This is a genomic window from Collinsella aerofaciens (assembly GCF_015670795.1).
Classification (GTDB): Bacteria; Actinomycetota; Coriobacteriia; order Coriobacteriales; family Coriobacteriaceae; genus Collinsella; species Collinsella aerofaciens_Q.
Map to the genome: position 1 here is coordinate 1 of NZ_JADPCJ010000016.1, position 21,413 is coordinate 21,413.

Consider the following 21,413-nt stretch of genomic DNA (forward strand, 5'->3'; position numbering starts at 1 on the left):
CATGTCTCCAGTGGAATACGAGCGGCAATACGCTTGAGGATCCTTAAAAGAAAGTCCAGTTTATCCTTCCCACTCCAAACCTCCCATTTCCCGATGTCCAAGAAATGGGAGGCAGTTCACTGTCCCCTTTGTGGTGGTTTTAGGTGGCGTGGGCGGTTAGGCCTGGAAGGTATCGCGGTCGGGGGCGAAGGACTGCATGGCCGCGATGGTGCGGTCAAAGAGCTCGGGGAGCTCCCAGCCCAGCATCTCGGCGCCCTGCGAAATTACGTCGCGCGAGCAGCCGGCGGCAAAGCGCTTGTCCTTGAACTTCTTCTTGAGCGACTTGGTCGTAAAGTCCATAACGCTCTTGCTCGGGCGCATGATGATGGCAGCGCCGATCAGGCCGGTGAGCTCATCGCAGGCAAACAGGACCTTTTCCATCTGCAGCTCGGGTTTGGGCAGCGAGGTGTTGAAGTCCGACGTGTGCGTCTGGATGGCGCGAATGAGCTCGGGAGACGCACCTTCGCCCTCAAGAATCTCGGCAGCATAGATGGTGTGGTTCATGGGGTCGTCCTCATGCTCCTCCCAATCCAAGTCATGCAGCAGACCGACGATGCCCCAAAACTCCTCGTTCTCGGGGTCGAACTCGCGCGCAAAGTAGCGCATGGTGCCCTCGACCGTCTCGCCATGGGTGATGTGGAACGGGTCTTTGTTGTGCTCGTTGAGCAGTTCGAACGCGCGGTCGCGGGTGATTCCGGCGGTAAGCGACTCTGCCATAAGAGACTCCTTGTGCTCGTGGGTATCGCTAAGAATGAATACTACTAGAACAAGAAAACCACCACAAAGGTGCCTGTCCCCTTTGTGGTGGTTTTTGGCGCGGGTGGGTTAGTTGAGGGCGGCTTGGGCTAGGCGGGCTTCAGCGTCCTCCTCGGTGACGCCCAAGGCCACAGCAAACTCCTCGATGGAGCGGCGCTTGGCTTCCTTGAGTACGCGCATGTAGTAGGAGCTGGGCTTTTTATCGGCTTCCTCGGCCTGGCGAATGCGGTGCATCATGGTCTTTGCCACGCGGACCGTCTCGGGCGCACCCAGCTTGAGCTGCTGCTTAAAGTGCGTCTCTTCAAGTGAGCTGTTGCGCTCGGTAAAGGTGTCGCACTCCAGCTCGTCGTAGTGGCTCAGCAGGTGCTCGGCATCTTGCTGAGAGATGGCGGCGTGCAAACGGTCGGCCTGCGCCACGGGGTACATGAGGATCGTCTGCGCATGTCCCTGCTTGGTCTCGAGCAGCAGCATGGGCTGCGGTGTGTCGTCCCTAAAACCGACGACGGTGCAGACTCCCTGACCCGGATGAATGACGTGTTGACCGATTGAGAACATGCTACCTCCAACTTATACGAATTTACGTATGTCTAGAATAACACGCTGACGTGCGCAAATCCTCACTTTATGCAGGAAAAGCACACAACTCTGATAGGTAAGAGTATTCGATAAAAGACGCAGCTCATTCACACCTTTATGCATTTTCAACGCGTGCATAATTTGCAGGCAGACTGGCATCTTTGAGTGACTCCATACAAGCTGTAGTCAATTTTGTGCATATGCAATATCTATTAGCTTTACCCTGCGACAGTAGCTACCGCTTGTGATAGAGTGCTACAAACTCTGGCTTTTGCCCTACGAGTGACCAAGAGCTCGGGGGCTTTAACACAAGGAGGACCTATGCCCGAGAAGATTGAAGAGCTGGTACGCGCTGCGCTTGCTGCGGCCCAGGAGGCCGGCGACCTTTCCGCATTTGAACTTGACGATTGCGCTATCGAGCGACCGGCTGACACTTCTCATGGCGAGTGGACCTCTACCATGGCCCTGAAGTCCGCCAAGCTGGCCCACTGCGCCCCGCGCAAGATCGCCGAGGCCATCGTTGCCCATATGCCCGAGGACCCCGCGATCGAGAAAGTCGAGATCGCAGGTCCCGGCTTCATCAACTTCTACCTCTCCGTTGCCGTCAAGAATGCCATCTTTGGCGAGGCTCGCGAGAAGGGTATGGACTTCGCTAAGTCCAACGTCGGTGGTGGCCTGAAGACCCAGGTCGAGTTCGTTTCCGCCAACCCCGTCGGCCCCATGCACATCGGCCACGGCCGCTGGGCCGCGCTGGGCGACTCGCTCTGCCGCGTTATGGATCACGCCGGTTACGACATCCAGCGTGAGTTCTACATCAACGACCACGGCTCTCAGATGAACACCTTCGGCAACTCCATCAGCACGCGCTATATGCAGCTTGCCGACATCATCGCCAAGCAGGGCGTGGATATCGACGAGGCTCACAAGCTGCTGATCGCCGACCGCGACGCCTTTGTTGCCGACGAGAACGACGAGCATCCCGAGACCCATCCGTATCAGGACAACTTTGCCGAGACCCTGGGCAAGGACTCCTACGGCGGCGACTACATCATCGACGAGGCCGCCGAGTTCTGGCGCACCGACGGCGATAAGTGGGTCAACGCCGATCCGCAGGAGCGCATGGAGAGCTTCCGCGAGCGCGGCTATGTAAAGATGGTCGACAACATGCGCGACCTTTGCCATGCCGTTAACTGCGACTTCGATCGTTGGTTCTCCGAGCGCTCGCTGTATGTGAAGGACACCGAGGGCGAGACCGCCGGCACCTCCGCCGTCGACCGCGCTTTTGAGAAGCTCGACAAGATGGGCTATCTCTACACCAAGGACGGCGCCCTGTGGTTCCGCTCCACCGACCTGGGCGATGACAAGGACCGCGTTCTGATCAAGTCCGACGGCGAGTACACCTACTTCGCCTCCGACGTTGCCTATCACTGGGATAAGTTCCAGCGCGTCGACCACGTCATCGACATCTGGGGCGCCGACCACCACGGCTACATCGAGCGCGTCCGCTGCGTCTGCGACGCTCTTGGCTATCCCGGCAAGTTCGAGGTTCTGCTGGGCCAGCTCGTCAACCTGCTGCGTAACGGCAAGCCCGTCCGAATGTCCAAGCGCAAGGGCACCATGGTGACCCTGCAGGAGCTCGTCGACGAGGTCGGCTCCGATGCCGCTCGCTACACGCTCATCTCCAAGAGCTCCAACCAGATGGTCGACTTCGATATTGAGGCCGTTAAGAAGCGCGACAACTCCAACCCGGTCTATTACGTGCAGTATGCTCACGCCCGCGTGTGCTCCATCCTGCGCCGTGCCGCCGACGTTACGCCCGAGCAGGCTGACGAGATGGGCATGAAGGCCGTCGCCGAGAAGGCCATCGGCGAGAACGTCGATTACTCGCTGCTGACCGACCCGACCGAGCTTGCCCTTTCGCGTAAGCTCAACGAGCTCACCGACCTCATCGCCAGCTGCGCTCGCGACCGCGCCCCGTTCCGTCTGACGCACTTTGCCGAGGAGCTTGCCGGCGACTTCCACAGCTTCTACGCTGCCTGCCAGGTGCTGCCGAGCGAGGGCCGTCCCGTCGACCCCGAGCTTTCGCGTGCCCGTCTGGCCGCTTGCGATGCCGTCCGCGTGACGCTCGCCCTGGTGCTCACCCTTGTTGGTGTCTCCGCTCCCGAGCAGATGTAAGCTGCGGGTCATTTAACCGTGTAGGTTCGGCTTTGCTGAGCCCTATAAGCCCGATCTCCATGCGGAGGTCGGGTTTTTTGCAAACGCCGACGTATTGACGAATTTGGAACTGCTGGAAATACGAAACTATGCCGGTTCACTACGATGAATATGAGAAATTCCAACCACGCCAGCTTTTCGCAAAAAAGTGCAGGGCATCTACCTGCGGTTTTAGTTCAACAAGTTTCGGAGTGGTCGCGGTTGAGCGATTCATCGTAGTAAACCGCCATAGTTTTGGCGGAGGCAGTCAGATTTGTGGGTGTTAAACCAAAGAGTGCCCCTTTTGACTAGTCGTTTAAGAGCGTTCCCAATGACTAAGTTGCAGGTGGCGGCGGTTGTGTTACACTAACGCTGCGTATATGACGCAATCATCTCGATACAGATCAATGATGTCCGTCGTTTTGAACGGAACTAGACTGTTTAGCCGCCCTGAAGGTTTATGCAGGGAGCATGTGATCACAGGGCTTGAAAAGAAAGTTGAGCAAACACTGTGTCTGATCAACAGCAAGAAAACGAAATAACGACGACGCAAGCCGCTCCCGCTGCACCGGTTGCGTCGGACCAGGTCGCGGCGCCCGCGCATGCCTCGGCTCCTGAGACGCCTAAGGCTGCTTCGACGCCTACGCCTGCAACGGCTGAGAAGGCCGTGCCTGCAACTGGTGAGGAGGCTGCTCCGGCAAAGCCCAAGCGTACGCGCCGCACGGCCAAGCCTGCTGCTGACGGCGAGGAGGTCACCAAGCCCAAGCGCCGTACCACGCGCATGACGCGCGTCAAGCGCACCGTTGCAGCTGACTCCTCGGCGCCGATTTCCGATGAGGTCGCGCAGGCACGTGCGTTGGCGCAGATTAGCGAGGCTCAGGTGGTGCGCGCCCGCCGTCGTGCTGCCGAGCGCGAGGCCGCGGCTCTGACCGAGCTTGCAGCTCCGTCTGTGCCCGAGACGCCTGCCGCCACCGAGACCCCTGCCGCCGACCAGCCGACCGAGAAGCCGGCACCGCGCACACGCCGTCGCACGGCTGCTAAGGCCGAGCAGGTTGCCGATCAGGTAACCCTCGAGCTCACCGAGGCTTCGGTTCGTTCCGCGGCAGGGGAGGGCGCATCGCCTGCTGAGTCCGCTGCGCCTGTCGAGGCCAGCGAAGTTCCCGTTGTCGATCCGGCTTTGCGCCCGCACCGTCGCGGTCGCAAGCCCAAGGCCTTCGTCGAGGCAGAGAAGGCCGCAGCCGCAGCTGCAGCCGCTCGGGATGCTGCGGCGACCGCCGAGTCTGCAACCGCTGCCGATGCACCCGTCCAGGATGCTACGACTTCCGAGGCCGCTCCCGCCGATGTCGAGCCCGCCGACGTCCGTCCTGGTCGCAGCCATCGTACTGCTGCTAAGCGCACGTCCAAGGCCAAGACTGCCAAGAAGGGTGCGTCCGAGGATTCCGCCGAGACGACCGCCGATGCATCGACTGATGCCGCCGAGCCCCAAGACGTCGAACAGTCTGCGTCCGAGAAGCCCAAGCGCGGTCGTAAGAAGTCCGCTAAGGCCAAGGCGTCCGAGCAGCAGGCCGAGGCCGAGCTGCAGGGCGATTCCAAGGCCGAGGCCAGCGATGATACTGCGGCTAACGCCGATGCCGCCGCAACCGATGGCGCCGCGCCCGCCGAGGCCGAAGACGGCGCTCGCCCCAACCGTCGCCAGCACAAGCGCAACGACGAGCGCAACGAGCGCAAGGACGAGCGCAACAACGACCGCCGCAACCGCCAGCGCGATCGCAAGCAGCGCAACAAGGAGCGTAATGCCGCTCCCACCGAGCCCACGCTTTCGCGCGAGGAGCTCGCGGCCATGAAGGTCGCCGAGCTGCGCGAGAAGGCCAAGGAGTTCGAGATTGAGACGACCGGCAAGAAGAAAGCCGAGCTCGTCGAGGAGATCTACGTCACCGCCGCGAAGGCCGAGGGCTTCCGCGACATCAAGGGCATCCTGCAGATTCGTCCGGACAGCTCCGGTATCATCCATGCCCATGGCTACATGAAGTCCAACGACGACGCCTTCGTGCCCGCCTACCTCATCCGCTCCGCGCGTCTGCGCACGGGCGACGTCATCGAGGGCTCGCTTCGTCCTTCGCGCGGCGGCGACAAGCGCGCCGGCCTCGCCAAAATCACGACCGTCAACGGTCTAGACCCCGAGCAGATTCGCAACCGCCCCAAGTTCGGTGACCTCACCCCGGTCTATCCCAACGAGCCGCTGCGCATGGAGCATGGCAAGGACTCCATTACCGGTCGCGCCATCGACATCGTGTCGCCGATCGGCAAGGGTCAGCGTGGCTTGATCGTGTCCCCGCCCAAGGCCGGCAAGACCACAATCCTCAAGAAGATCTGCCAGTCTATCTCGATTAACAACCCCGAGGTGCACCTCATCTGCCTGCTCGTCGACGAGCGCCCCGAAGAGGTTACCGATATGCAGCGTTCCATCAAGGGCGAGGTTGTGGCGTCGACCTTCGATATGCCCGCCGACAACCACACTCGTGTGGCAGAGCTCGTCATCGAGCGCGCCAAGCGCATCGTGGAGCTGGGCGGCGATGTCGTGGTGGTGCTCGACTCCATCACGCGTCTTGCCCGCGCCTACAACTTGGCGGCGCCCGCCTCAGGCCGCATCCTTTCGGGCGGCGTCGATTCGGCGGCACTGTATCCGCCCAAGCGCTTCCTGGGCGCAGCCCGCAATATCGAGAACGGTGGCTCGCTCACCATCCTGGCCTCTGCCCTCATCGACACCGGCTCCAAGATGGACGAGGTCATCTTTGAGGAGTTCAAGGGCACCGGCAACATGGAGCTCAAGCTCGACCGCGACCTGGCCGACCGCCGCATCTTCCCGGCTATCGACCCCGTTGCCTCCGGTACGCGTAACGAGGACCTGTTGGTTGACGAGCAGATGCGTCCGTTTGTCTTTGGCCTGCGTCGCATTCTTGCCGGCATGAACAACACCGAGCGCGCGGCCGCATCGTTTATCAAGGGTCTTAAGGGCACCAACACCAACCAGGAGTTCCTGGTGCGTTCGGCCAAAAAGCACAGCGACTACGAGCAGACGTTCTAGGTTGTCATCCACACGCAGCGATAGTCATCAATGCGATAAAGGGTCGGGGCTTTGAGCCTCGGCCCTTTTCTATATCGCCGCTCCGCGCTTTTTTGACCATAAGACTGACAAGCAGCAGGTTTCCCGTTTCAATCCGACATCGTCGCTTGCAATCGGCAGGGCGGTTTCGCATAATAGCTTTTAAGCTTCGCGACGGAAAACGCAGATGAAACGAACCATATACCGTTGCTTTGGGGCATAGCCCCGCTTCATCTTCTCTCGCGCAGCCAACTGAATGATGCGATTTGGGTGCTGGAAGATGGGGAGAGCTCATGGCTTCTTCTGATGCAACACAACGAGCAGTCCTTGCCGGACTTTCGTGCGGGATCGGCCTTGCCGCTCCCGTGGTTATGTATGCCGCGACGCTACCGTTTTCGTCGGTGAACGAGACGGTCGTGGCGGGTGCGGTTCCCTTCGCCGTGGGCGCGGTGGCGGGCGTGGGTATCTATGCCGCCTCGCTGGGTATCTCCGAGTACCATGCGCAGCGTGAAGAGCGTCTGTTCCAGCCCGATGCCATGGGCGGTGCCGCCAATCTCAATCAGCATCAAAGCGAGTTCAAGACCGCCTCGATTCCAGCTCAGCAGCAGGATGCGACTCCTTATGCTACCGCTTCTGCTTCTCAGGCTCAGTCGGAGCAGTCTACCTCGGCATTCCTTTCCGGCCTGACTGGTGCGTTCCAGCGCCGTCATACCGATGATGGTGTCCCTACCATCGCTCGAGCCGCAGATGCTATGGACGAGGACGAGGCTTGGTCCATGATCGACAGTATGCTCGACGACGATTCGCCGGTGAGCTGCGACCCTGCACACTCGCGCGACGTCTATCAAGTCGCCATCGACGAGCTCACCAACGGCGGGCAGACCGGCTCCTTCAATCGCGACGACATCGCCGCCGCGGCGCGTGCCGTGTCGGGCTCCCAGGCCGCACCTGCGGGCAGCACGGCGGCTTTTGTGGCACTCGTTGCCAACGCGTCCAATAACGCCTACAACGCTACCTCGGCGGACGCGAACGCTTCTGCCGACAATTCGTACGTTGATGAAGCCATGACTGCGGACGAGGAGGCCGTTGCCGCCCGCCGTGCCGCCGAAAGCTCATTGTGGGGCGCTCCTGCCCAGCAGCAGGCGGCTGAGGCTGCGCCGTACAACGCAAACCTCGCCAGCATGCCTATCATCTCCGGTGCCGCGGACATCGATCTCGATGACCTCGATGAGCCTGCAGCCATCACCGCATCGATTGATGCCCAAGATCGCATCGACACCGGCGACCTTCCGGACGCCTCGCTCGAGGTTGATGTCCCCATGGCCGATTACTCGGGCCACGAGGACATGTGGGCCGCCGCCACCGCGATTCTGGATGAGATTGACGAGCCCGCTCCTGTTGTAGCGCCCGCTCCCGTCGCTGCCCCTCAGCCTACTGCCCCCGCCTATGTCGGCCGTCACAGCGCTGTGTTCCCCGAGGATACCGCCCGCATCTCGCGCGAGAGCATCGAGCGAGCCGAGGCTATTGCCGCCGGCATTATGGAAAATCGTCGTCACGAGCGCGTCAATCAGATCCTCGAGGAAGAGATCGAGCGCCTGCAGTCCTCAACCGCCAAGCGTACGGGCCGTGCCTATCTGAGCGTTATCGAGGGCGGTACCGCCAGCTTCGCGCCGCTCCGCGCGGAGGCATAACTTCTGCATGGTTAAGATCAATCGAAAATGGGCGGTTGTAACCTGCCTGATGGCGCTCTTGATCTGGGGCAATTCGCTGGTTCCCGGCTCGGGGTCGGGCTCGCTGAGCCTAACGGTCATGGAAGCTATCCGCGGTTTCCTGCACGGCGTGGGACTTCCATATGAATGGGTGACCAACTTTGTTGTTCGCAAGTGCGCGCATTTTACCGAGTATATGGTGCTCGGCATCCTGGCAACGCACGCCTTTGATTTTGAGGGCCGGCGCACCTTTGACGTGCTGCTGCCCACGGCGGTGTTCCTGCTGCTGATTCCCTCGATCGACGAGACGATTCAGCTCTTTGTGCCGGGACGCGCCGGCATGATCACCGATGTGATGATCGACTGCTGTGGAGCGGCAACGGGCGTTGTGCTCCGATATCTCTTACGGTCGCTGATGTGCGCCAAAAAGGCCGCCTAGGACGTATTGTTTGGTCCTAGGCGGCCTTTTTTTTGAGGGCTTATATGAGGCGTGGTGGCGTCGTTCCGTAGGTTGGATTTGCCGAGCGCGCCACGCCCTGTGGGTGCGTCTGCTACTGAAGCGCCTGTGCGCCCAGAGCCAGGCAGCCCATGATGCCCTGCTTGCCCTCGAGGCTGTTGTTGACGATGTAGTTATCGATGTCGTTGACCTCGGGCGTGACGATATAGCCGTTGAGCATTTCGGCGCACTTTTTGCGTGCGAGCGGCACGATGGGGGTGTGGTCGGCCACGCCGCCGCCGATGATAATCTTTTGCGGTGCGTAGCACAGCGTGTAGGTCATGAGCGCCTGTGCCAGATAACCGGCGAGCAGGTCCATGGCCTCCGGGTCATCGGCCATGTCTCCGGCGCTCTTGCCATCCCAGCGCTTTTTAACGCCGGGGCCGGCGATGAGGCCCTCGAGGCAGTTGTCGTGGAAGGGGCAGGCGCTGTGCTCGCCAATGGTGTCGCGCGGGTCTCGCGTGACCAGGATGTGGCCAGCCTCGGGATGCATCATGCCGTGCACGAGCTGGCCGCCCGAGAGCACGCCGGCGCCCACGCCGGTACCGATGGTCAGGTAGACCACATCGGTAAGGCCCTTGGCACAACCAAACGTGACCTCGCCCAGGCAGGCGACGTTGACGTCGGTATCGTAGCCGCAGGGGATATTGAGCTCGTTTTGGATAGTGCCCAGCAGGTCAAAGTAGCGCCATGCCGTTTTGGGCGTCTCCAGAATCTTGCCGTATTGGGGCGAGGCAGGGTTGACTGCGGTGGGGCCAAAGGCGCCGATGCCCAGCGCGGCGATGCCCTTGTCGGCAAACCATGCGTTGACGGCCTCAACGGTCTCCTGCGGGGTCGTGGTCGCGATCTGCTCGCGCTCTAGGACCGTACCGTCCGCATAGCCCGTGGCGCAGACCATCTTGGTGCCACCGGCCTCGAGCGCTCCGATAAGCTGCTGCTCTGCCATAGTATTCCTCTCTCTGGGACGAGTTGCTCCGTGACTAAAGTATAGAGCTCTAAACCATTTAAGAAAGCGCTATAGAAAGAAGCTTCGCAACGCGGCGGGCGGTGCGAGGCTTCTTTGGTTGCTTTAGTTGCCGGGCCGTCCTTACCCGCGCGGCTTGATTTTATCACGTAGCGACTTGAGATTCTCCAATGCCGCGTTAAGCGTCTCGTCTCGCTTGGCAAAGTGGAAACGAATCAGATGGTTGACGGGCTCGCGGAAGAAGCACGAGCCGGGCACGGCGCCCACGCCCACCTTTGAGGCCAGGTCCTCGCAGAACTCGAGGTCGCTGTCGTAGCCAAACTCAGAGATGTCCAGCATGACGTAGTAGGCGCCCTGCGGCACGTTATGCTCAAGACCGATGCTGTCGAGTCCCTGGCAGAACAGGTCGCGTTTGGCGGTATAGAGGTCAAGGACCTCATCGTAATAGCTGTCGTCGAAATTGAGGGCGGTGACGACAGCCTCTTGCAGGGGAGCGGCGGCGCCCACGGTGAGGAAGTCGTGGACCTTTTTAATGCGCTCGGTGATTTCGGCGGGGGCGATAGTGTAGCCCAGACGCCAGCCGGTGATGGAGTAGGTCTTAGACAGCGAGCTGCAGCTGATGGTGCGCTCGAACATGCCGGGCAGCGTGGCCATATAGACGTGCTCGTGGGGCGCGTAGACGATGTGCTCGTATACCTCGTCGGTGATGCAGTAGGCGTCGTACTTTTTGCAGAGGTCGGCGATAAAGGTGAGTTCCTCGCGCGTAAAGACCTTGCCGCAGGGGTTGGAAGGGTTGCACAGGACGATGGCCTTGGGGTCGTTGTCGCGGAAGGCCGCCTCGAGCGTCTCACGGTCAAAGTCGAACGCAGGCGGGTTGAGCGGCACGTAGATGGGCTCGGCACCCGAAAGGATCGTGTCGGCGCCGTAGTTCTCGTAGAACGGCGAGAAGATGACGACCTTGTCGCCGGGGTTGGTGACCGTCATCATGGCGGCCATCATGGCCTCGGTGGAGCCGCAGGTGACTACGATATTCTCGTTGGGGTTCACCGGCATGCCCATAAAGTGCTCCTGTTTGGCGGCGAGCGCCTCGCGCATGGCCTGGGAGCCCCAGGTAATGGAGTACTGGTGATAGAGCGGCTTGGGGTCGCTGGCAATGGCGCTGAGGCTATCGAGCAGCTGCGCCGGGGGATCGAAGTCGGGGAAGCCCTGCGACAGGTTGACAGCGCCGTACTTATTGGAGATGCGCGTCATGCGGCGGATGACGGAATCGGTAAACGTTGCCGTGCGGTTGGAGAGTTCTTTCATGCCGGTCCTTTCGAGCATTTGCAGTGGGGCAAGTTTACTCCTATGAAACCGGTGGGATTTGCTCGAAATGGTCTCGAAAAACTCTTTTCAAAATTCTTGAAAATTGGGGCTTGCATCGCGTGGCGTTCCTTGCAATAATAGTCGAGCGCGAAGCGCACAGGACACGGTGGGTGTAGCTCAGTTGGCTAGAGCGACGGGTTGTGGTCCCGTAGGTCGAGGGTTCGAGTCCCTTTACCCACCCCAGTTCTTGCTTCGTGTTGATATCGGGTCGTTAGCTCAGTTGGTAGAGCAGGGGACTCTTAATCCCAAGGTCCAGGGTTCGACCCCCTGACGGCCCACCACACGATATCTCCTCTAAAGTCCGCCACAACGGACTTTAGCTTTGGGTCGTTAGCTCAGTTGGTAGAGCAGGGGACTCTTAATCCCAAGGTCCAGGGTTCGACCCCCTGACGGCCCACCAAAGGACGCACAGGTCAGCGGTTCGGCGCTGACCTTTTTTGTTTGCCGAGAAGCCAAATCATAACCGTCCGTTACCGTTCGCGTTTTGCGCCCCCTGCCGTTTATGCGCGGCAGGGGGCGTTTTATGCATTTTGCAGGTAGTGGACCTAGAAAATGCAATTTAGAGCGTTTCGACACCCAGACCGGTGCCATTAAAACCGCCGTCCGCACCGCCTCCCTCGACGATCTGCAGAGCGCGCCCGACCTGCCTAGCGGCCTTCTCTCGCTCCGCTAGACCCGGTTTGATGTAATGGCGGTAATCTGTCCCCAGGTCCGTATGGCCGTGCAGATCCATGATGCTCAGCGGGTCGACCTCGGTCGCCGCCATGATGGTCTCGGACGTGTGGCGCAGGGCCTTAGGAGGGATATACCGCAGGTCATGGCGCACGCACATGCGCCGCCACGCCCGCACGAGGTTATCGCCGCGCATGTTGACGATGCGCTGCCCGCTCCATTCGCGCACCTGCTCCGTAACCGAAGTGCCGCCCTCGACGGTTATGCTCGGGCGCAGCTCGTCCATGATCTGGTGCAGGCGCTCGCGGCCCGCCAATAAAACCGGCACGGTGCGCACGGAATGGGCGTTCTTGGTCTCCTTCACGCCGTCCTCGTCCGTGTACGCGCGGCAGACCTCGATGTACTCCGAGACGGTCGGCTGGCCCGTGGCGAAGTCGTAGGTCGTGGTGACCTTGAGGTCGCACGGGCGCACCGCCAACGCCTCCTCTTTGCGCAGGCCGCTCAGGCCCAGAATCAAGTAGGCGTTCATGACCAGATCCGCGCGGTCGTCGCTGGCGGCGAGCCTGCGCAGCGCCTCGGCGGCCTCGGGGATGCTCCACGGCTCCACGGGTGCCTGCTTGGCTTTGGGAGCGATGACACGCCGGCGGAAGGGCTCCACTGTCACCCAGCCGTCGTCGAAGGCACGGCGCATGACGGCGCGCAGGGTGGTCTTGGTCTTGGCAGGCGCGCCCGAGCGCTCGATGCAGCTGCGCATCATGTCGTGGGTTATCTCGGAGATGTCGATGCTCCCCAGGACGGGGGAGATGTAGTTGCACATCTGCCCGTCGTACTCGCGAAGGCTCGCCTTGGAGCGCGGCTTGCCGCGGTTGCTGGGGGAGTCGCGGAACACGCCCCAGTAGTACATGTCGAGCGTCACGCCCGCGTGCGCCGCCTGGGACACACCCAGCTCCTGCGCGAGCTGGGCGATGGCGATATCGGCCTCGGTCTCGGTGCCGTACACGGTGCGCGACACGCGGCGCACGTGGCCGTCCGCGCGGAAGCCCGCCTGCACGCGGATCACCCACTTGCCGGGCGCGACCTCGCGCTTGGAGCCGAGTTTTGACCTTGAAGTATCGTTGGTTGCCATATAATGGTCCTGCCTTTCCCTTTTGCCGGAGGGCATATGCCCCGTGCGGATCCGCCAAGATTGCCGCACGGGGCTTTTTGTTTGCGTTGAGGCCGGCTACGCGACTGCGCGGCGCTTGGGCCTGCCCGAGCGTGGCGTGTCGATCAGGCGCGCCGCTATGCTCTCCACGGTCACGTAGGTGCGGCGGCCCTTGCGGTAGCCCGTAAGGATCCCCGAGTCGAGCATGTGGGTGATCCTGCCGGGGGAGACGGAGAGCCTGCGCGCGGCTTCGGCCGCCGAGACCGTCTCGCCCTCCACGATGTACCCCTCGTCCGTGGAGAAGGCGACCATCATGGAGAGCCCGCCGTCTGCGGGCTCGATGAACTCGGGCTCAGGCACGGCAAGACCGTCCTTCACGAGCGCGGCCACGTAGGTGCTCGCCGCGTCCACGGACTGCTCGGCGGCCTCGGCAATCGTGTCGCCGCAGGTGAAGCATCCCGGCAGTGAGGGAAACTCCACGTCGTAGCCGCCGTCCTCGTCGGGTGTGAGCACCGCCTGGTAAACGTATGTCTTCATATCTTTCGACCCCCAAGGGGGCGGGGCTAGAGCCACCCCGCCGTCTTAGCTATTTTTCGGTACGTCCCTATCGGTATCTCCTTCTTGGAGGTGGGCACGCTGATCTGGATTCCTTCCTTTCGCGCGACCACGTGGCTGCCCTTGCCGGTGTAGAGCGTCCAACCCTCCTTCTTGAACCGCTTGAGCACCTGCGCGGGCTCCTGCTCCTTGGGCATCTCTCCTCCTTTCGACAATTTAATTATAAACAGTTGATAGTTATGAATCAAGTAAACTAGCAAGTATTTACAGTTTTGATGTTGCCCAAGCGGATCCGCCAAGATTGCCGCACGGGGTTTCTTTGTTTAGAAGCAGTCGTTGCACTTTCTGCAACAACTTAATCAGCCGCCTGCCCATTTTCGTGGGGTTACGGAAATGGGGGAGTAACTGGCATTTTGGAGTGCCCGTTGGAGGTTTTTCCGGAAAAACCTGAAAAACCTAGCCGCGCCGCGGGTCATAATCGTGGTGAACACCATTCCCGCTCCTGGAGGTACCCATGGCTCGCTATAGCGTCGGCGCGTACACGTACGAGGACGATTCCGTCATCCCGCAGATCTTAGACGAGGTCACGGGTACCCCGGTCGCCCTTGGCTCCAAGCTCATCTCCCGAGAGCGCGGGGACACCGTTACGGTCGAGGCAATGGGCGTCCGCCTGGTGAACGGGTCCTTGGTTCCGTTTGTCGATGCGAGCATGGATGCGGCCAACCTGTTCGAGTACAAGATCAATGCCGAAAAGTCCTCGGACACCGGCGAGTGGGTTCTTGCCGGGTACTGGGCGGTTTCCTAGGCGCCGAAGAGCTTCGCGAGCGCTCCGAGGGCCAGCAGGGCCTTGGGTACGAGGTCTGCGCTCTTCGTCGCAAGGTCGATAACTTTTGCGACGTGTTCGGCGAACCCCGTCTTGTTCTTCGCCTCGGCTGCCATGCGTGCCCGCGACAGCGCCAGCTCGAGTGCCTCTTTCGTCTCTTTGTCGAGAACGGGGTCGTTGCCGATTTCGGTCACCGCCTGGCTAACCTCTACCGAAACGTCCGCCGTCGCCGTGGCCTGTGAGACGCTGCTGGAGCTGACCGTCGTGCCGTTTCCGCTGTTCGTGAGCGTGGCCATGTTTGCCACGAGCCATCCCTTCGCGCGCTTCACGCCATCCAATGTCTTGTCCCTGGGGATTGCCGACGATCTGGTGCACATGAGCGGGAAGGAAAACCCTTCCATCTGCAGCATGAGGTCATCGATGTGCTCCTGGGTGCTCTCGCCGTAATCTCCGGCTGTGATGCAGTCGCACTCGTAGATGAGATTCTCCACGTGCGTCTCTGCCAAAGATTGAGACATGGCAACCACTCCTTTCGAAAAATGAATTGAACAAAGCGCTGAGGTCCGCCCATTTTCGTGGGGTTACGAAAATGGGGGAGTATCTGGCGTTTTGACTCCTGTGCCTACGCTGTCCTTATTTGATCCGCTTCCAGCCCTTCGATTTCAGGCGCTGCAGCCTGATTTTGGGACAGCTCGGCCTGGTCACGTGCCGTCTCCAGGATCTTCGAGCGCCTCTTCTCGGTGCTCTGTCGGTAGCAGGTGATCAGCTCGCCCTCCGCGCCCGCCGGCGCCGTCGGCTTGTCCTCGGGATGCTCCTCGTACCATCCGAGGAGGTCGTTGGGGTCGGTGTGCAGAACCTTCGCGCACTTCCAGAGCTGCTCAATATCGGGAAGAGTTTTCCCTCGTTCCCAGTTGCCTACTGTCTTGATGTCAACGTTCAGCGCGTCTGCCAGATCGGCCTGTGAATATCCGTTTTCTTTCCTAGCCTGCTTAAGTTTTAGGTTCATCGTCACCTCCAATATAGGGAAGTATTTACCGAGGATTCTATAGATACACAAAAGAAAAGGCAAGAAAAGCCCTAGTTTGCTATTGCAATCGGGAAAAGATTCCCTATACTCTGATTTGCACAGGGAAGAAGTTCCCTATTTCAGAAGGAGGAAGACATGGAGTTTTCGAAGGACGAGTTCGGAGCGAACCTTCGCGCCGCCCGCGCTCGCGCCGATATGTCTCAGGAGCAGCTGGCCAACAAGGCGGGGCTCTCGGCATCTTCAATCATCGGCTACGAGAACGGCTCGATGGTTCCGGGCGTCGACAAGGCCTATGCCATCGCCCAGGCCCTCGGCTGCACGCCCAACGACCTGATGGGCTGGAACACGGACGAGGCCGCGTAGGGAAGGGGGAAGAAATGGAAGGCAAGAAGATGGGCGAGTTCGTATTGGAGGGCAGGTGCCCCGAGGCCATGGAGCTCGCGGAGAAGGCGAGGGAGGCTTCGGAGCACCTGCAGGCGGCCGCCGAGATCCTCGATGATCTCGGTGAGGTGGAGCTCACCTACGAGCTCATCGCGTGCGGTAGCCCGTCCCACAGTGGGGGCAGCGCATCGATTCCGGTCGGAGAGTGAAGCTCCGGCCGCAGACTTGGCAGCGGGCTTCGTAGCCCTCGGTTGCAATGACGCGCTCGATTCCGCTGGTGAAGATGCGGCCCAGGTTTCTCTCATTGAGTTTGACCTTCGGTTTTGACATGTAATCACCTCCTTTCGCGTAAAGGGATGAACGCAAAGGAGTTTACGGGTTCGTGGGGACACGGAGATGAATGAGATCAGACGGCTCCGCAAGAAGGCGGGACTCTCGCAGTTCAAGCTCGCGGTGAAGGCGGGCGTGACCGAGACGACGGTACGGAACTGGGAGCGCCGGGGGATAGCCGACGCGAAGTACGGGGCGGCCAAGCGGCTCGCGAGGGCGCTGGGCGTGCCCATGGAGGATCTGGAGGAAGAGGAATGACCCGGGCGCTGCTGGCCTCGGCCGTCGTGATGAATGTCGCGGGGTGGCTCTGCATCGCGCAGGGCGCGCACCTGCTCGCGCGGGTGTGCTTTGCCGCGGCGCTGCCGTTCATCGCGGCGTGGGTGGTCGGGTCGCTCCGCGACTGACGGCGGGCCCGCCACCGTCTCTTCGATTCCCTTCCAAGGAGGTTCCCATGGGTTTCATTCTCGCACTTTCCTTCGCGTTCCTGTTCGGGGTCGGGCTCGGCCTCATGCGCCGCTGACGGCGGGCCCGCCCCCGTCGCGCCACGGGTTCCGTACCGCCCCATTCCGCGGGGCCCGCGGCGTGACGGGGCCGGACTCCCTACTTCCGGCCCATATGGTGCCGCCGCCGACTTGGCGGGGCGGCGGCACCGCTCCCTTTGGCGGGGGAGCGCCCTCCGGCTGCGCCATCTGGTGCGGCCCTCCGGCAAGGGATTGGCTCATACGAATGAAAGGAGAAGGCCATGTGGATGTCTATAGCCAAGGGCGCGAAATACGCCTGCTGCGACAGCATCACCTTCCGCGCGATGGTCATGCAGGGCGTGATACCGCGCTACCCGTCGCTCAACCCCAACAGCTCGCGCGAGGTGGTGAGCAGCGAGGACATCGACGCCGCCATCAAGGCGCGCGGCGCGGTGCCGGCGCTGCCGTCGCCCGACTGCGTGCCGGCGCGACGTCCGAGGCGGGTGGCGTGATGGGCGACCTGGTCTGGGAGGCGGGCTGCCGCCTCGGCGCGTGGTGGGACTCGCTTCCCGAGCGCGTGCGCAGCGTCGTGTGCGCCGTGGCGCTCATCGGCCTGATCGCCGTGGCCGGCGCCATCGAGGGGACCGCCCCGAGCGGGATGTACTACTAGGAGGTTTGATATGCAGTTTGAGAAGAGACAGGTTCGCCTGGGCGATATCCGCCCGAGCGGGCAGAACCCGCGCGAGGACTTCGGCGACATCGGCGCCCTGGCCCGCAGCATCGAGGCGACCGGCGGCGAGCCGCTGAACCCGCCCGTGGTCGTGGCGGACGGCAACGTGTTCCGTATCGTGGACGGCGAGCGCCGCTACCGCGCGCTGTCGTCGATCTACGGTGAGGACCGCGAGGTCTCCGCGCTGGTGGCGGAGAGCATGGACGAGGCAAACGAGCTCGTGGCCATGCTCGCCACCGACGACAAGCGCCAGCTGACCGAGGCCGAGCGCGCCCGCGGCGTGCAGCAGATGCTCGTGCTGGGCATCGACGAGCAGCGCATCGAGCGCGCGAGCCGCGCCACCGCCGGGCAGATCCGCGCTGCGCGCAGGCTGCGCGGTCGCATCGACGCGGGCGCGCAGGTGACGCTGGAGCAGCTCGAGGCCGCGAGCGCCTTCGAGGACGAGAAGGACATCGAGGCGGTCCTCGCCGCAGGTGACGGCTGGGCGGGCAAGGCCGACGGCATCCGTCGCCGCATCGAGCGCGAGGAGGCCAAGGCGGAGGACTACGACGCCTTCGGTGACGCGGGCATCCCCGTGGTTAAGGAGAAGCCGGAAGGGTTCACCTACAAGGACTGGTCCCACGTCGGCCTCGCCGCCGAGAAGCTCGAGGGGAAGGAGTTTCCCGCCGGAACTGTCGCCGTGTGGGGCGGCAGCTACTGGGAGCTCTATGGGCCGAAGGCCGACGAGCCCGAGAAGACCGAGGAGGAGATCAGGGCCGAGCAGGAGGCCGCACGGGAGGCAGCGGCGCTCAAGGAACTGTACAGGAGCCTGATCGGCTTCGTGGCGTCCGGCGCCTTCGCCATGTCCAAGGACCTCATGATGGAGGTGCGCGTGGGCCGCGAGGACCCGCCCGCGCTGCTCGTGGCGATGGGCGGCGACAGCAACCCCGAGAACGAGGAGCGCTTCGGTGCCGTGCGCGACGAGTTCGCCCGCAACCTCAAGGCGTGCAGGCCCAGCGAGTACGAGGCCGGCTGCTGGCTCATGGCGGCGGCCAAGGACATGGCCCAGCTCAACAACCGCTGGGGCGGCGACGACGCGGAGGCGTGGCTCGACCACTATGACATCTTCTGCTCCGCGGGCTTCGAGCCCGGCGAGGAGGACGTGTGGCTCATGGAGAGGGTTCAGGCGAGTTTCAAGGAGGAGAAGGATGAGTAGCGAAGAGGACGAGAACTACGTCACGGTGACGGCGACGGCCAGGGGGCATGAGTGCTCCATCCTCTGCCGCGAGGCAATGGTGGCAACGGTGGGGGCGGACGGTGAGCCCGGCACATCGCTCCACGCCGGCACCTTCAACTCGAAGTCGATAAGGGTTCTCGCGGAAGCAGCCCTCTCGGAGCTGCTCTCTGCCGGAGTCCGCGCCGGCATCCCCATGGACGCCATGCGCATCGAGCTCGTCTACGCCGCGGTGCGCTGCGGATTCCCGGAGGAGGAAGAGCGGAGCGCGATCTACTACGACCTCGACATCGACATGGACGGGGAGACCGCCAAGGAGGAGAAGGATGAGTAGCGAGAAGAATGTCAGGGTGACGGTGGAGGCGTGCGGCGAGGTCCGCGCTTTCGAGTGCCGCTGCGCGACGGTCACGACCGTCAGCGGGGACAGCAGCGTGGACGCGTGTTTCGTGGGCGCGTCAAGCCCCCGCGATATCGCCACGCTCGCCGCCGCGGGCATCGACACGGTCATTGAGGCCCTCCGCCAGGTGGGCATTCCATACGGTCTCGCGCGCAAGCTCATGCTCGTCGCCGTGCTCGGCGCCGACCCCCACGGGCACGCCGACAGCGTCCAGACCCTCGACCTGGACGCGCGCAGGGAGATCCGCGACATGGCGGCGGAGCTCGGTGTCGATGCCGACATCTAGCGAGCGCCGGGCGGTCGTGCAGCGCGGGGCGGACGGGCGCTGGTTCGCTCGCCCCTACATGGGCACCGACCGCGTGACCGGCAGGCGGATCAGACCGTACAGGTCGTGGGACGCGGATCTGACGCGCGAGCAGGCGCAGGTGGAGTGCGACAGGTGGGCGGCCACGTTCGACCCTTCCTCCGCGCGCAACAGTTCCAAGCGCCTGTCCTCGATGCTCGAGACTTACATCTCGGACCCCGTCAACGGCCTGTCCGACAACTCGGTGGCCACGTACCGCAGCGTGGTAAGGACGATGGTGGAGCCGACCATCGGCCGGCTGCCCTACGACCAGCTTGAGCCCTGGGACGTGTCGGCGGCGTACCGCATGCTGCTCGCCCCCAGGAGCGGCAAGGGGCTGTCGCCCAAGACGCTGCTCAAGATGCACGCGCTGCTCAAAGGTGCCTACCGCTCGTGGCGACCGGCGTTGGGCCGGGACATCATGCTCGACGTGCCCGCGCCCTCGCCCGACCCCGTGGAGCCCTTCGCGCTGTCCGAGCTCGACACCGACGAGCTCTCCCGGGCGCTGGTCTCCGCCATGTCCTCGCGATCTGCCTCTGCCGCCAACATCTCGCGGCGCACCGAGGCCATGGCGGTCTACCTCGCCCTCAACACGGGCCTGCGCTGCGGGGAGATCTGCGGTCTGCAGCGCCGAGACTGGCGCCGCGCCCTGCACGACCTGCACGTGGCGGGGCAGGCGGTCGAGCACCCCGAGCTGCACCGGCAGGCCTACACCAAGGGCAGGCGCGTGCGCAACGTGTCGCTCGCCCCGGCGGTGGAGGCCCAGCTGCAGCGCCACCTCGAGTGGCAGGACACGTGGCTCTCGCGCAAGGGCCCGGCGGCGCTGGTGGTGACCTTCGGGCCAGCCGGCGCCATCGCGCGCCCGTCCACCGTGACGAGCCGCTTCAAGTCGCTCGTGAGGGGCCTGGGGCTGCCGGAGGAGACGGTGTTCCATTCCCTGCGGCACACGCACGCCTCTTGGCTGCTCATGCACGGCTTCGACATGCGCACGGTGCAGGAGCGCCTGGGGCACGCCGACGTCAAGACGACGCTCGGCACCTACGGCTCGGTCATGCCGGGCCGTGACCAGGCCGCCGCCGCGGCCTTTACCGATTCGATCTGCGGAGGTGATACGGATGAATAACTTCAACTTCAACAGGGACTTCTACGAGGGCTGCCGCGCCCTGGGCGACAGGGAGGGCATGGCGCTCGCCTGGGCGATGCTGCGCTACGGCTACGAGGGCGTCGAGCCCAAGCTGAAGCCGACGACCATGGCGGCGTTCACCTTCGCAAGGGGCCGCATCGACGCCATGGTCAACGGCAGCCTTGGGGGTCTCAGGAGAGCGGCTAATGCAGGAGGTCAAGGGGGTAGCCAAGGGGGTAGTCAACCCAGTAGGCGAGAGGGTAGCCGACAGAAAGAGAAGGAGAAGGAGATAGCCCTAGCGGGCTATAGCGCGGCCCGCCAAGCGCCCGATGGCTTCGAGCCCCCGTCGGCCGAGGACGTGGAGGCGTACTTCGCCGCCAACTGCCTCCGGGGCGACGCCCGCCAGTTCTTCGACCACTACGCCGCGCAGGGCTGGACGCTGCCGAGCGGCCTGCCCGTGACCGACGTGTGGGCGCTCGCCCGCAACTGGAGCCGCAAGCAGGTCGGCTTCGATGCCGACCGCAAGGCACGGGGCGGGCAGACCTCGCAGGAGGTCGAGCGTGCCTCCGTGTGGCAGCCCGTGAAGACCGATGACGAGCTCATAGCCGAGCTCGAGCGCCAGATAGCGGAGGCGTCATGATCACCCTCATGGAGATGCTCAGGAACGAGAAGGCCGACCCCGCCCACGGCCGCCCGCTCGACATAACGCGCATCTACATGGCGAACGTCATGTCGAGCAGGGAGGCCGTTCTGCTGGCCAAGAAACAGAAGCTTGCCGCGGCGCGTGCCAGCCGGAAGCAGAAGGCCGACCTGTACGAGGACATCGCCAAGCTCGCGCGCGGCAAGGAGCCGAGCTGGAGGTATGCCAAAAGTGTGCCAACGGCGGCGGGTCAGCTGGGCCAGCAGGCGATGGGGTTCCCGCCGCTAGACGGTGGAGACGGCGCCGGCGGGGGAGCCCCCGGCGCAAAGAACACCTAATTCTTTTGAGATTGAGAGGAGAGAGGTTTTGACCG

26 protein-coding genes and 3 tRNA genes are annotated in these 21,413 nt (G+C 62.8%); 20 read left to right on the forward strand and 9 right to left on the reverse strand.

What is annotated here, in order from left to right; genetic code table 11:
• Nucleotides 1-156: 156 nt before the first annotated feature.
• Both I4W09_RS06025 and I4W09_RS06030 read right to left on the reverse strand, forming a co-directional pair.
• Nucleotides 157-756, reverse strand: a complete 600-nt coding sequence (locus I4W09_RS06025; RefSeq protein ID WP_196032809.1) for an HD domain-containing protein — start codon at nt 754-756, stop codon at nt 157-159.
• A gap of 108 nt (nt 757-864) precedes the next feature.
• Entirely contained in the window at nt 865-1,350 is a 486-nt protein-coding gene (locus tag I4W09_RS06030; RefSeq protein ID WP_022094807.1) for a CarD family transcriptional regulator, read from the reverse strand.
• Between the two features lie 342 nt (nt 1,351-1,692).
• Between I4W09_RS06030 and argS the strand changes: the two genes are divergently transcribed.
• From argS to I4W09_RS06050, 4 genes are all read left to right on the forward strand, one after another.
• The gene (gene argS, locus I4W09_RS06035; RefSeq protein WP_196032812.1) at nt 1,693-3,546 is read left to right on the forward strand and encodes an arginine--tRNA ligase; all 1,854 of its coding nucleotides are present in this window, start codon (nt 1,693-1,695) and stop codon (nt 3,544-3,546) included.
• A gap of 529 nt (nt 3,547-4,075) precedes the next feature.
• Nucleotides 4,076-6,649, forward strand: a complete 2,574-nt coding sequence (gene rho, locus I4W09_RS06040) for a transcription termination factor Rho (protein WP_371732503.1) — start codon at nt 4,076-4,078, stop codon at nt 6,647-6,649.
• 311 nt (nt 6,650-6,960) lie between these two features.
• Entirely contained in the window at nt 6,961-8,358 is a 1,398-nt protein-coding gene (locus I4W09_RS06045; RefSeq protein ID WP_196032814.1) for a hypothetical protein, read from the forward strand.
• A gap of 7 nt (nt 8,359-8,365) precedes the next feature.
• Nucleotides 8,366-8,815, forward strand: coding sequence for a VanZ family protein (locus I4W09_RS06050; RefSeq protein WP_006235485.1), 450 nt, complete (start codon nt 8,366-8,368; stop codon nt 8,813-8,815).
• A gap of 112 nt (nt 8,816-8,927) precedes the next feature.
• Here the strand turns inward: I4W09_RS06050 and I4W09_RS06055 are convergent, their stop codons facing one another.
• Together I4W09_RS06055 and I4W09_RS06060 are read right to left on the reverse strand one after the other, a co-directional pair.
• Nucleotides 8,928-9,818, reverse strand: a complete 891-nt coding sequence (locus I4W09_RS06055) for an ROK family protein (protein ID WP_196032816.1) — start codon at nt 9,816-9,818, stop codon at nt 8,928-8,930.
• Between the two features lie 141 nt (nt 9,819-9,959).
• A complete protein-coding gene (locus I4W09_RS06060; protein WP_196032820.1) occupies nt 9,960-11,141 on the reverse strand; it encodes a pyridoxal phosphate-dependent aminotransferase in 1,182 nt (393 codons plus the stop codon).
• A gap of 166 nt (nt 11,142-11,307) precedes the next feature.
• Between I4W09_RS06060 and I4W09_RS06065 the strand changes: the two genes are divergently transcribed.
• The 3 genes from I4W09_RS06065 (at nt 11,308) to I4W09_RS06075 (ending at nt 11,601) form a co-directional block, all read left to right on the forward strand.
• Nucleotides 11,308-11,384, forward strand: a tRNA-His gene (locus tag I4W09_RS06065).
• A gap of 22 nt (nt 11,385-11,406) precedes the next feature.
• Nucleotides 11,407-11,482, forward strand: a tRNA-Lys gene (locus I4W09_RS06070).
• A gap of 43 nt (nt 11,483-11,525) precedes the next feature.
• Nucleotides 11,526-11,601, forward strand: a tRNA-Lys gene (locus I4W09_RS06075).
• 159 nt (nt 11,602-11,760) lie between these two features.
• Here the strand turns inward: I4W09_RS06075 and I4W09_RS06080 are convergent.
• The 3 genes from I4W09_RS06080 to I4W09_RS06090 form a co-directional block, all read right to left on the reverse strand.
• Nucleotides 11,761-12,999, reverse strand: a complete 1,239-nt coding sequence (locus I4W09_RS06080; RefSeq protein ID WP_196032823.1) for a site-specific integrase — start codon at nt 12,997-12,999, stop codon at nt 11,761-11,763.
• 96 nt (nt 13,000-13,095) lie between these two features.
• The gene (locus tag I4W09_RS06085) at nt 13,096-13,554 is read right to left on the reverse strand and encodes a type II toxin-antitoxin system HicB family antitoxin (protein WP_152078922.1); all 459 of its coding nucleotides are present in this window, start codon (nt 13,552-13,554) and stop codon (nt 13,096-13,098) included.
• Between the two features lie 26 nt (nt 13,555-13,580).
• Nucleotides 13,581-13,769: a type II toxin-antitoxin system HicA family toxin gene (locus I4W09_RS06090; RefSeq protein WP_138339896.1), complete on the reverse strand. Its 189-nt coding sequence runs from the start codon at nt 13,767-13,769 to the stop codon at nt 13,581-13,583.
• 317 nt (nt 13,770-14,086) lie between these two features.
• Here I4W09_RS06090 and I4W09_RS06095 point away from each other — a divergent pair, with 317 nt between their 5' ends.
• The gene (locus I4W09_RS06095) at nt 14,087-14,377 is read left to right on the forward strand and encodes a hypothetical protein (RefSeq protein ID WP_196032827.1); all 291 of its coding nucleotides are present in this window, start codon (nt 14,087-14,089) and stop codon (nt 14,375-14,377) included.
• On the opposite strand, the gene I4W09_RS06100 is transcribed toward I4W09_RS06095, so the two are convergent.
• Together I4W09_RS06100 and I4W09_RS06105 are read right to left on the reverse strand one after the other, a co-directional pair.
• Entirely contained in the window at nt 14,374-14,913 is a 540-nt protein-coding gene (locus I4W09_RS06100) for a hypothetical protein (protein ID WP_196032830.1), read from the reverse strand. The two genes, I4W09_RS06095 and I4W09_RS06100, sit on opposite strands and share 4 nt — an antisense overlap.
• A 104-nt stretch (nt 14,914-15,017) precedes the next feature.
• On the reverse strand, nt 15,018-15,401 hold the full coding sequence (locus I4W09_RS06105) for a helix-turn-helix transcriptional regulator (RefSeq protein ID WP_196032833.1): 384 nt from the start codon (nt 15,399-15,401) through the stop codon (nt 15,018-15,020).
• 156 nt (nt 15,402-15,557) lie between these two features.
• Here I4W09_RS06105 and I4W09_RS06110 point away from each other — a divergent pair, with 156 nt between their 5' ends.
• The 12 genes from I4W09_RS06110 to I4W09_RS06165 all read left to right on the forward strand — a co-directional run bounded on the left by I4W09_RS06110 (nt 15,558) and on the right by I4W09_RS06165 (nt 21,378).
• Nucleotides 15,558-15,785, forward strand: a complete 228-nt coding sequence (locus I4W09_RS06110; protein ID WP_117563952.1) for a helix-turn-helix domain-containing protein — start codon at nt 15,558-15,560, stop codon at nt 15,783-15,785.
• Between the two features lie 14 nt (nt 15,786-15,799).
• A complete protein-coding gene (locus I4W09_RS06115) occupies nt 15,800-16,012 on the forward strand; it encodes a hypothetical protein (RefSeq protein ID WP_196032836.1) in 213 nt (70 codons plus the stop codon).
• Nucleotides 16,013-16,199: 187 nt separating this feature from the next.
• On the forward strand, nt 16,200-16,391 hold the full coding sequence (locus tag I4W09_RS06120) for a helix-turn-helix transcriptional regulator (protein ID WP_196032839.1): 192 nt from the start codon (nt 16,200-16,202) through the stop codon (nt 16,389-16,391).
• Entirely contained in the window at nt 16,388-16,537 is a 150-nt protein-coding gene (locus I4W09_RS06125; RefSeq protein ID WP_196032842.1) for a hypothetical protein, read from the forward strand. The genes I4W09_RS06120 and I4W09_RS06125 overlap by 4 nt, the downstream gene beginning before the upstream one ends.
• 338 nt (nt 16,538-16,875) lie before the next feature.
• The gene (locus tag I4W09_RS06130) at nt 16,876-17,106 is read left to right on the forward strand and encodes a hypothetical protein (RefSeq protein WP_196032845.1); all 231 of its coding nucleotides are present in this window, start codon (nt 16,876-16,878) and stop codon (nt 17,104-17,106) included.
• Nucleotides 17,106-17,264 carry a hypothetical protein gene (locus tag I4W09_RS06135; protein ID WP_006235497.1) on the forward strand — a complete coding sequence of 53 codons (159 nt, stop codon included), beginning with the start codon at nt 17,106-17,108 and terminating at the stop codon, nt 17,262-17,264. The genes I4W09_RS06130 and I4W09_RS06135 overlap by 1 nt, the downstream gene beginning before the upstream one ends.
• Before the next feature lie 10 nt (nt 17,265-17,274).
• Nucleotides 17,275-18,519, forward strand: coding sequence for a ParB/RepB/Spo0J family partition protein (locus I4W09_RS06140; protein WP_196032848.1), 1,245 nt, complete (start codon nt 17,275-17,277; stop codon nt 18,517-18,519).
• The gene (locus I4W09_RS06145; protein WP_196032851.1) at nt 18,512-18,871 is read left to right on the forward strand and encodes a hypothetical protein; all 360 of its coding nucleotides are present in this window, start codon (nt 18,512-18,514) and stop codon (nt 18,869-18,871) included. Before I4W09_RS06140 ends, I4W09_RS06145 begins: the two co-directional genes overlap by 8 nt.
• Nucleotides 18,864-19,220 (forward strand): hypothetical protein, encoded by a 357-nt coding sequence (locus tag I4W09_RS06150; protein ID WP_196032853.1) that lies wholly within the window; start codon nt 18,864-18,866, stop codon nt 19,218-19,220. Before I4W09_RS06145 ends, I4W09_RS06150 begins: the two co-directional genes overlap by 8 nt.
• Complete coding sequence (locus tag I4W09_RS06155; protein WP_196032855.1) at nt 19,207-20,400, forward strand: tyrosine-type recombinase/integrase; 1,194 nt, start codon at nt 19,207-19,209, stop codon at nt 20,398-20,400. The genes I4W09_RS06150 and I4W09_RS06155 overlap by 14 nt, the downstream gene beginning before the upstream one ends.
• The gene (locus tag I4W09_RS06160; protein ID WP_196032857.1) at nt 20,393-21,040 is read left to right on the forward strand and encodes a DUF6291 domain-containing protein; all 648 of its coding nucleotides are present in this window, start codon (nt 20,393-20,395) and stop codon (nt 21,038-21,040) included. Before I4W09_RS06155 ends, I4W09_RS06160 begins: the two co-directional genes overlap by 8 nt.
• Entirely contained in the window at nt 21,037-21,378 is a 342-nt protein-coding gene (locus tag I4W09_RS06165) for a hypothetical protein (protein WP_196032860.1), read from the forward strand. The genes I4W09_RS06160 and I4W09_RS06165 overlap by 4 nt, the downstream gene beginning before the upstream one ends.
• Nucleotides 21,379-21,413 lie beyond the last annotated feature (35 nt).

Coding starts and splice junctions, on each gene's coding strand:
- I4W09_RS06105 (WP_196032833.1), bottom strand. CDS start 15,401: ATGAACCTAAAACTTAAGCAGGCTAGGAAAGAAAACGGATATTCACAG.
- I4W09_RS06030 (WP_022094807.1), bottom strand. CDS start 1,350: ATGTTCTCAATCGGTCAACACGTCATTCATCCGGGTCAGGGAGTCTGC.
- I4W09_RS06145 (WP_196032851.1), top strand. CDS start 18,512: ATGAGTAGCGAAGAGGACGAGAACTACGTCACGGTGACGGCGACGGCC.
- I4W09_RS06060 (WP_196032820.1), bottom strand. CDS start 11,141: ATGAAAGAACTCTCCAACCGCACGGCAACGTTTACCGATTCCGTCATC.
- I4W09_RS06050 (WP_006235485.1), top strand. CDS start 8,366: ATGGTTAAGATCAATCGAAAATGGGCGGTTGTAACCTGCCTGATGGCG.
- I4W09_RS06110 (WP_117563952.1), top strand. CDS start 15,558: ATGGAGTTTTCGAAGGACGAGTTCGGAGCGAACCTTCGCGCCGCCCGC.
- I4W09_RS06120 (WP_196032839.1), top strand. CDS start 16,200: ATGAATGAGATCAGACGGCTCCGCAAGAAGGCGGGACTCTCGCAGTTC.
- I4W09_RS06090 (WP_138339896.1), bottom strand. CDS start 13,769: ATGCCCAAGGAGCAGGAGCCCGCGCAGGTGCTCAAGCGGTTCAAGAAG.
- I4W09_RS06025 (WP_196032809.1), bottom strand. CDS start 756: ATGGCAGAGTCGCTTACCGCCGGAATCACCCGCGACCGCGCGTTCGAA.
- I4W09_RS06135 (WP_006235497.1), top strand. CDS start 17,106: ATGGGCGACCTGGTCTGGGAGGCGGGCTGCCGCCTCGGCGCGTGGTGG.
- I4W09_RS06100 (WP_196032830.1), bottom strand. CDS start 14,913: ATGTCTCAATCTTTGGCAGAGACGCACGTGGAGAATCTCATCTACGAG.
- I4W09_RS06095 (WP_196032827.1), top strand. CDS start 14,087: ATGGCTCGCTATAGCGTCGGCGCGTACACGTACGAGGACGATTCCGTC.
- I4W09_RS06160 (WP_196032857.1), top strand. CDS start 20,393: ATGAATAACTTCAACTTCAACAGGGACTTCTACGAGGGCTGCCGCGCC.
- argS (WP_196032812.1), top strand. CDS start 1,693: ATGCCCGAGAAGATTGAAGAGCTGGTACGCGCTGCGCTTGCTGCGGCC.
- I4W09_RS06045 (WP_196032814.1), top strand. CDS start 6,961: ATGGCTTCTTCTGATGCAACACAACGAGCAGTCCTTGCCGGACTTTCG.
- I4W09_RS06055 (WP_196032816.1), bottom strand. CDS start 9,818: ATGGCAGAGCAGCAGCTTATCGGAGCGCTCGAGGCCGGTGGCACCAAG.
- I4W09_RS06085 (WP_152078922.1), bottom strand. CDS start 13,554: ATGAAGACATACGTTTACCAGGCGGTGCTCACACCCGACGAGGACGGC.
- I4W09_RS06140 (WP_196032848.1), top strand. CDS start 17,275: ATGCAGTTTGAGAAGAGACAGGTTCGCCTGGGCGATATCCGCCCGAGC.
- I4W09_RS06155 (WP_196032855.1), top strand. CDS start 19,207: ATGCCGACATCTAGCGAGCGCCGGGCGGTCGTGCAGCGCGGGGCGGAC.
- I4W09_RS06115 (WP_196032836.1), top strand. CDS start 15,800: ATGGAAGGCAAGAAGATGGGCGAGTTCGTATTGGAGGGCAGGTGCCCC.
- I4W09_RS06080 (WP_196032823.1), bottom strand. CDS start 12,999: ATGGCAACCAACGATACTTCAAGGTCAAAACTCGGCTCCAAGCGCGAG.
- I4W09_RS06165 (WP_196032860.1), top strand. CDS start 21,037: ATGATCACCCTCATGGAGATGCTCAGGAACGAGAAGGCCGACCCCGCC.
- I4W09_RS06150 (WP_196032853.1), top strand. CDS start 18,864: ATGAGTAGCGAGAAGAATGTCAGGGTGACGGTGGAGGCGTGCGGCGAG.
- I4W09_RS06125 (WP_196032842.1), top strand. CDS start 16,388: ATGACCCGGGCGCTGCTGGCCTCGGCCGTCGTGATGAATGTCGCGGGG.
- I4W09_RS06130 (WP_196032845.1), top strand. CDS start 16,876: ATGTGGATGTCTATAGCCAAGGGCGCGAAATACGCCTGCTGCGACAGC.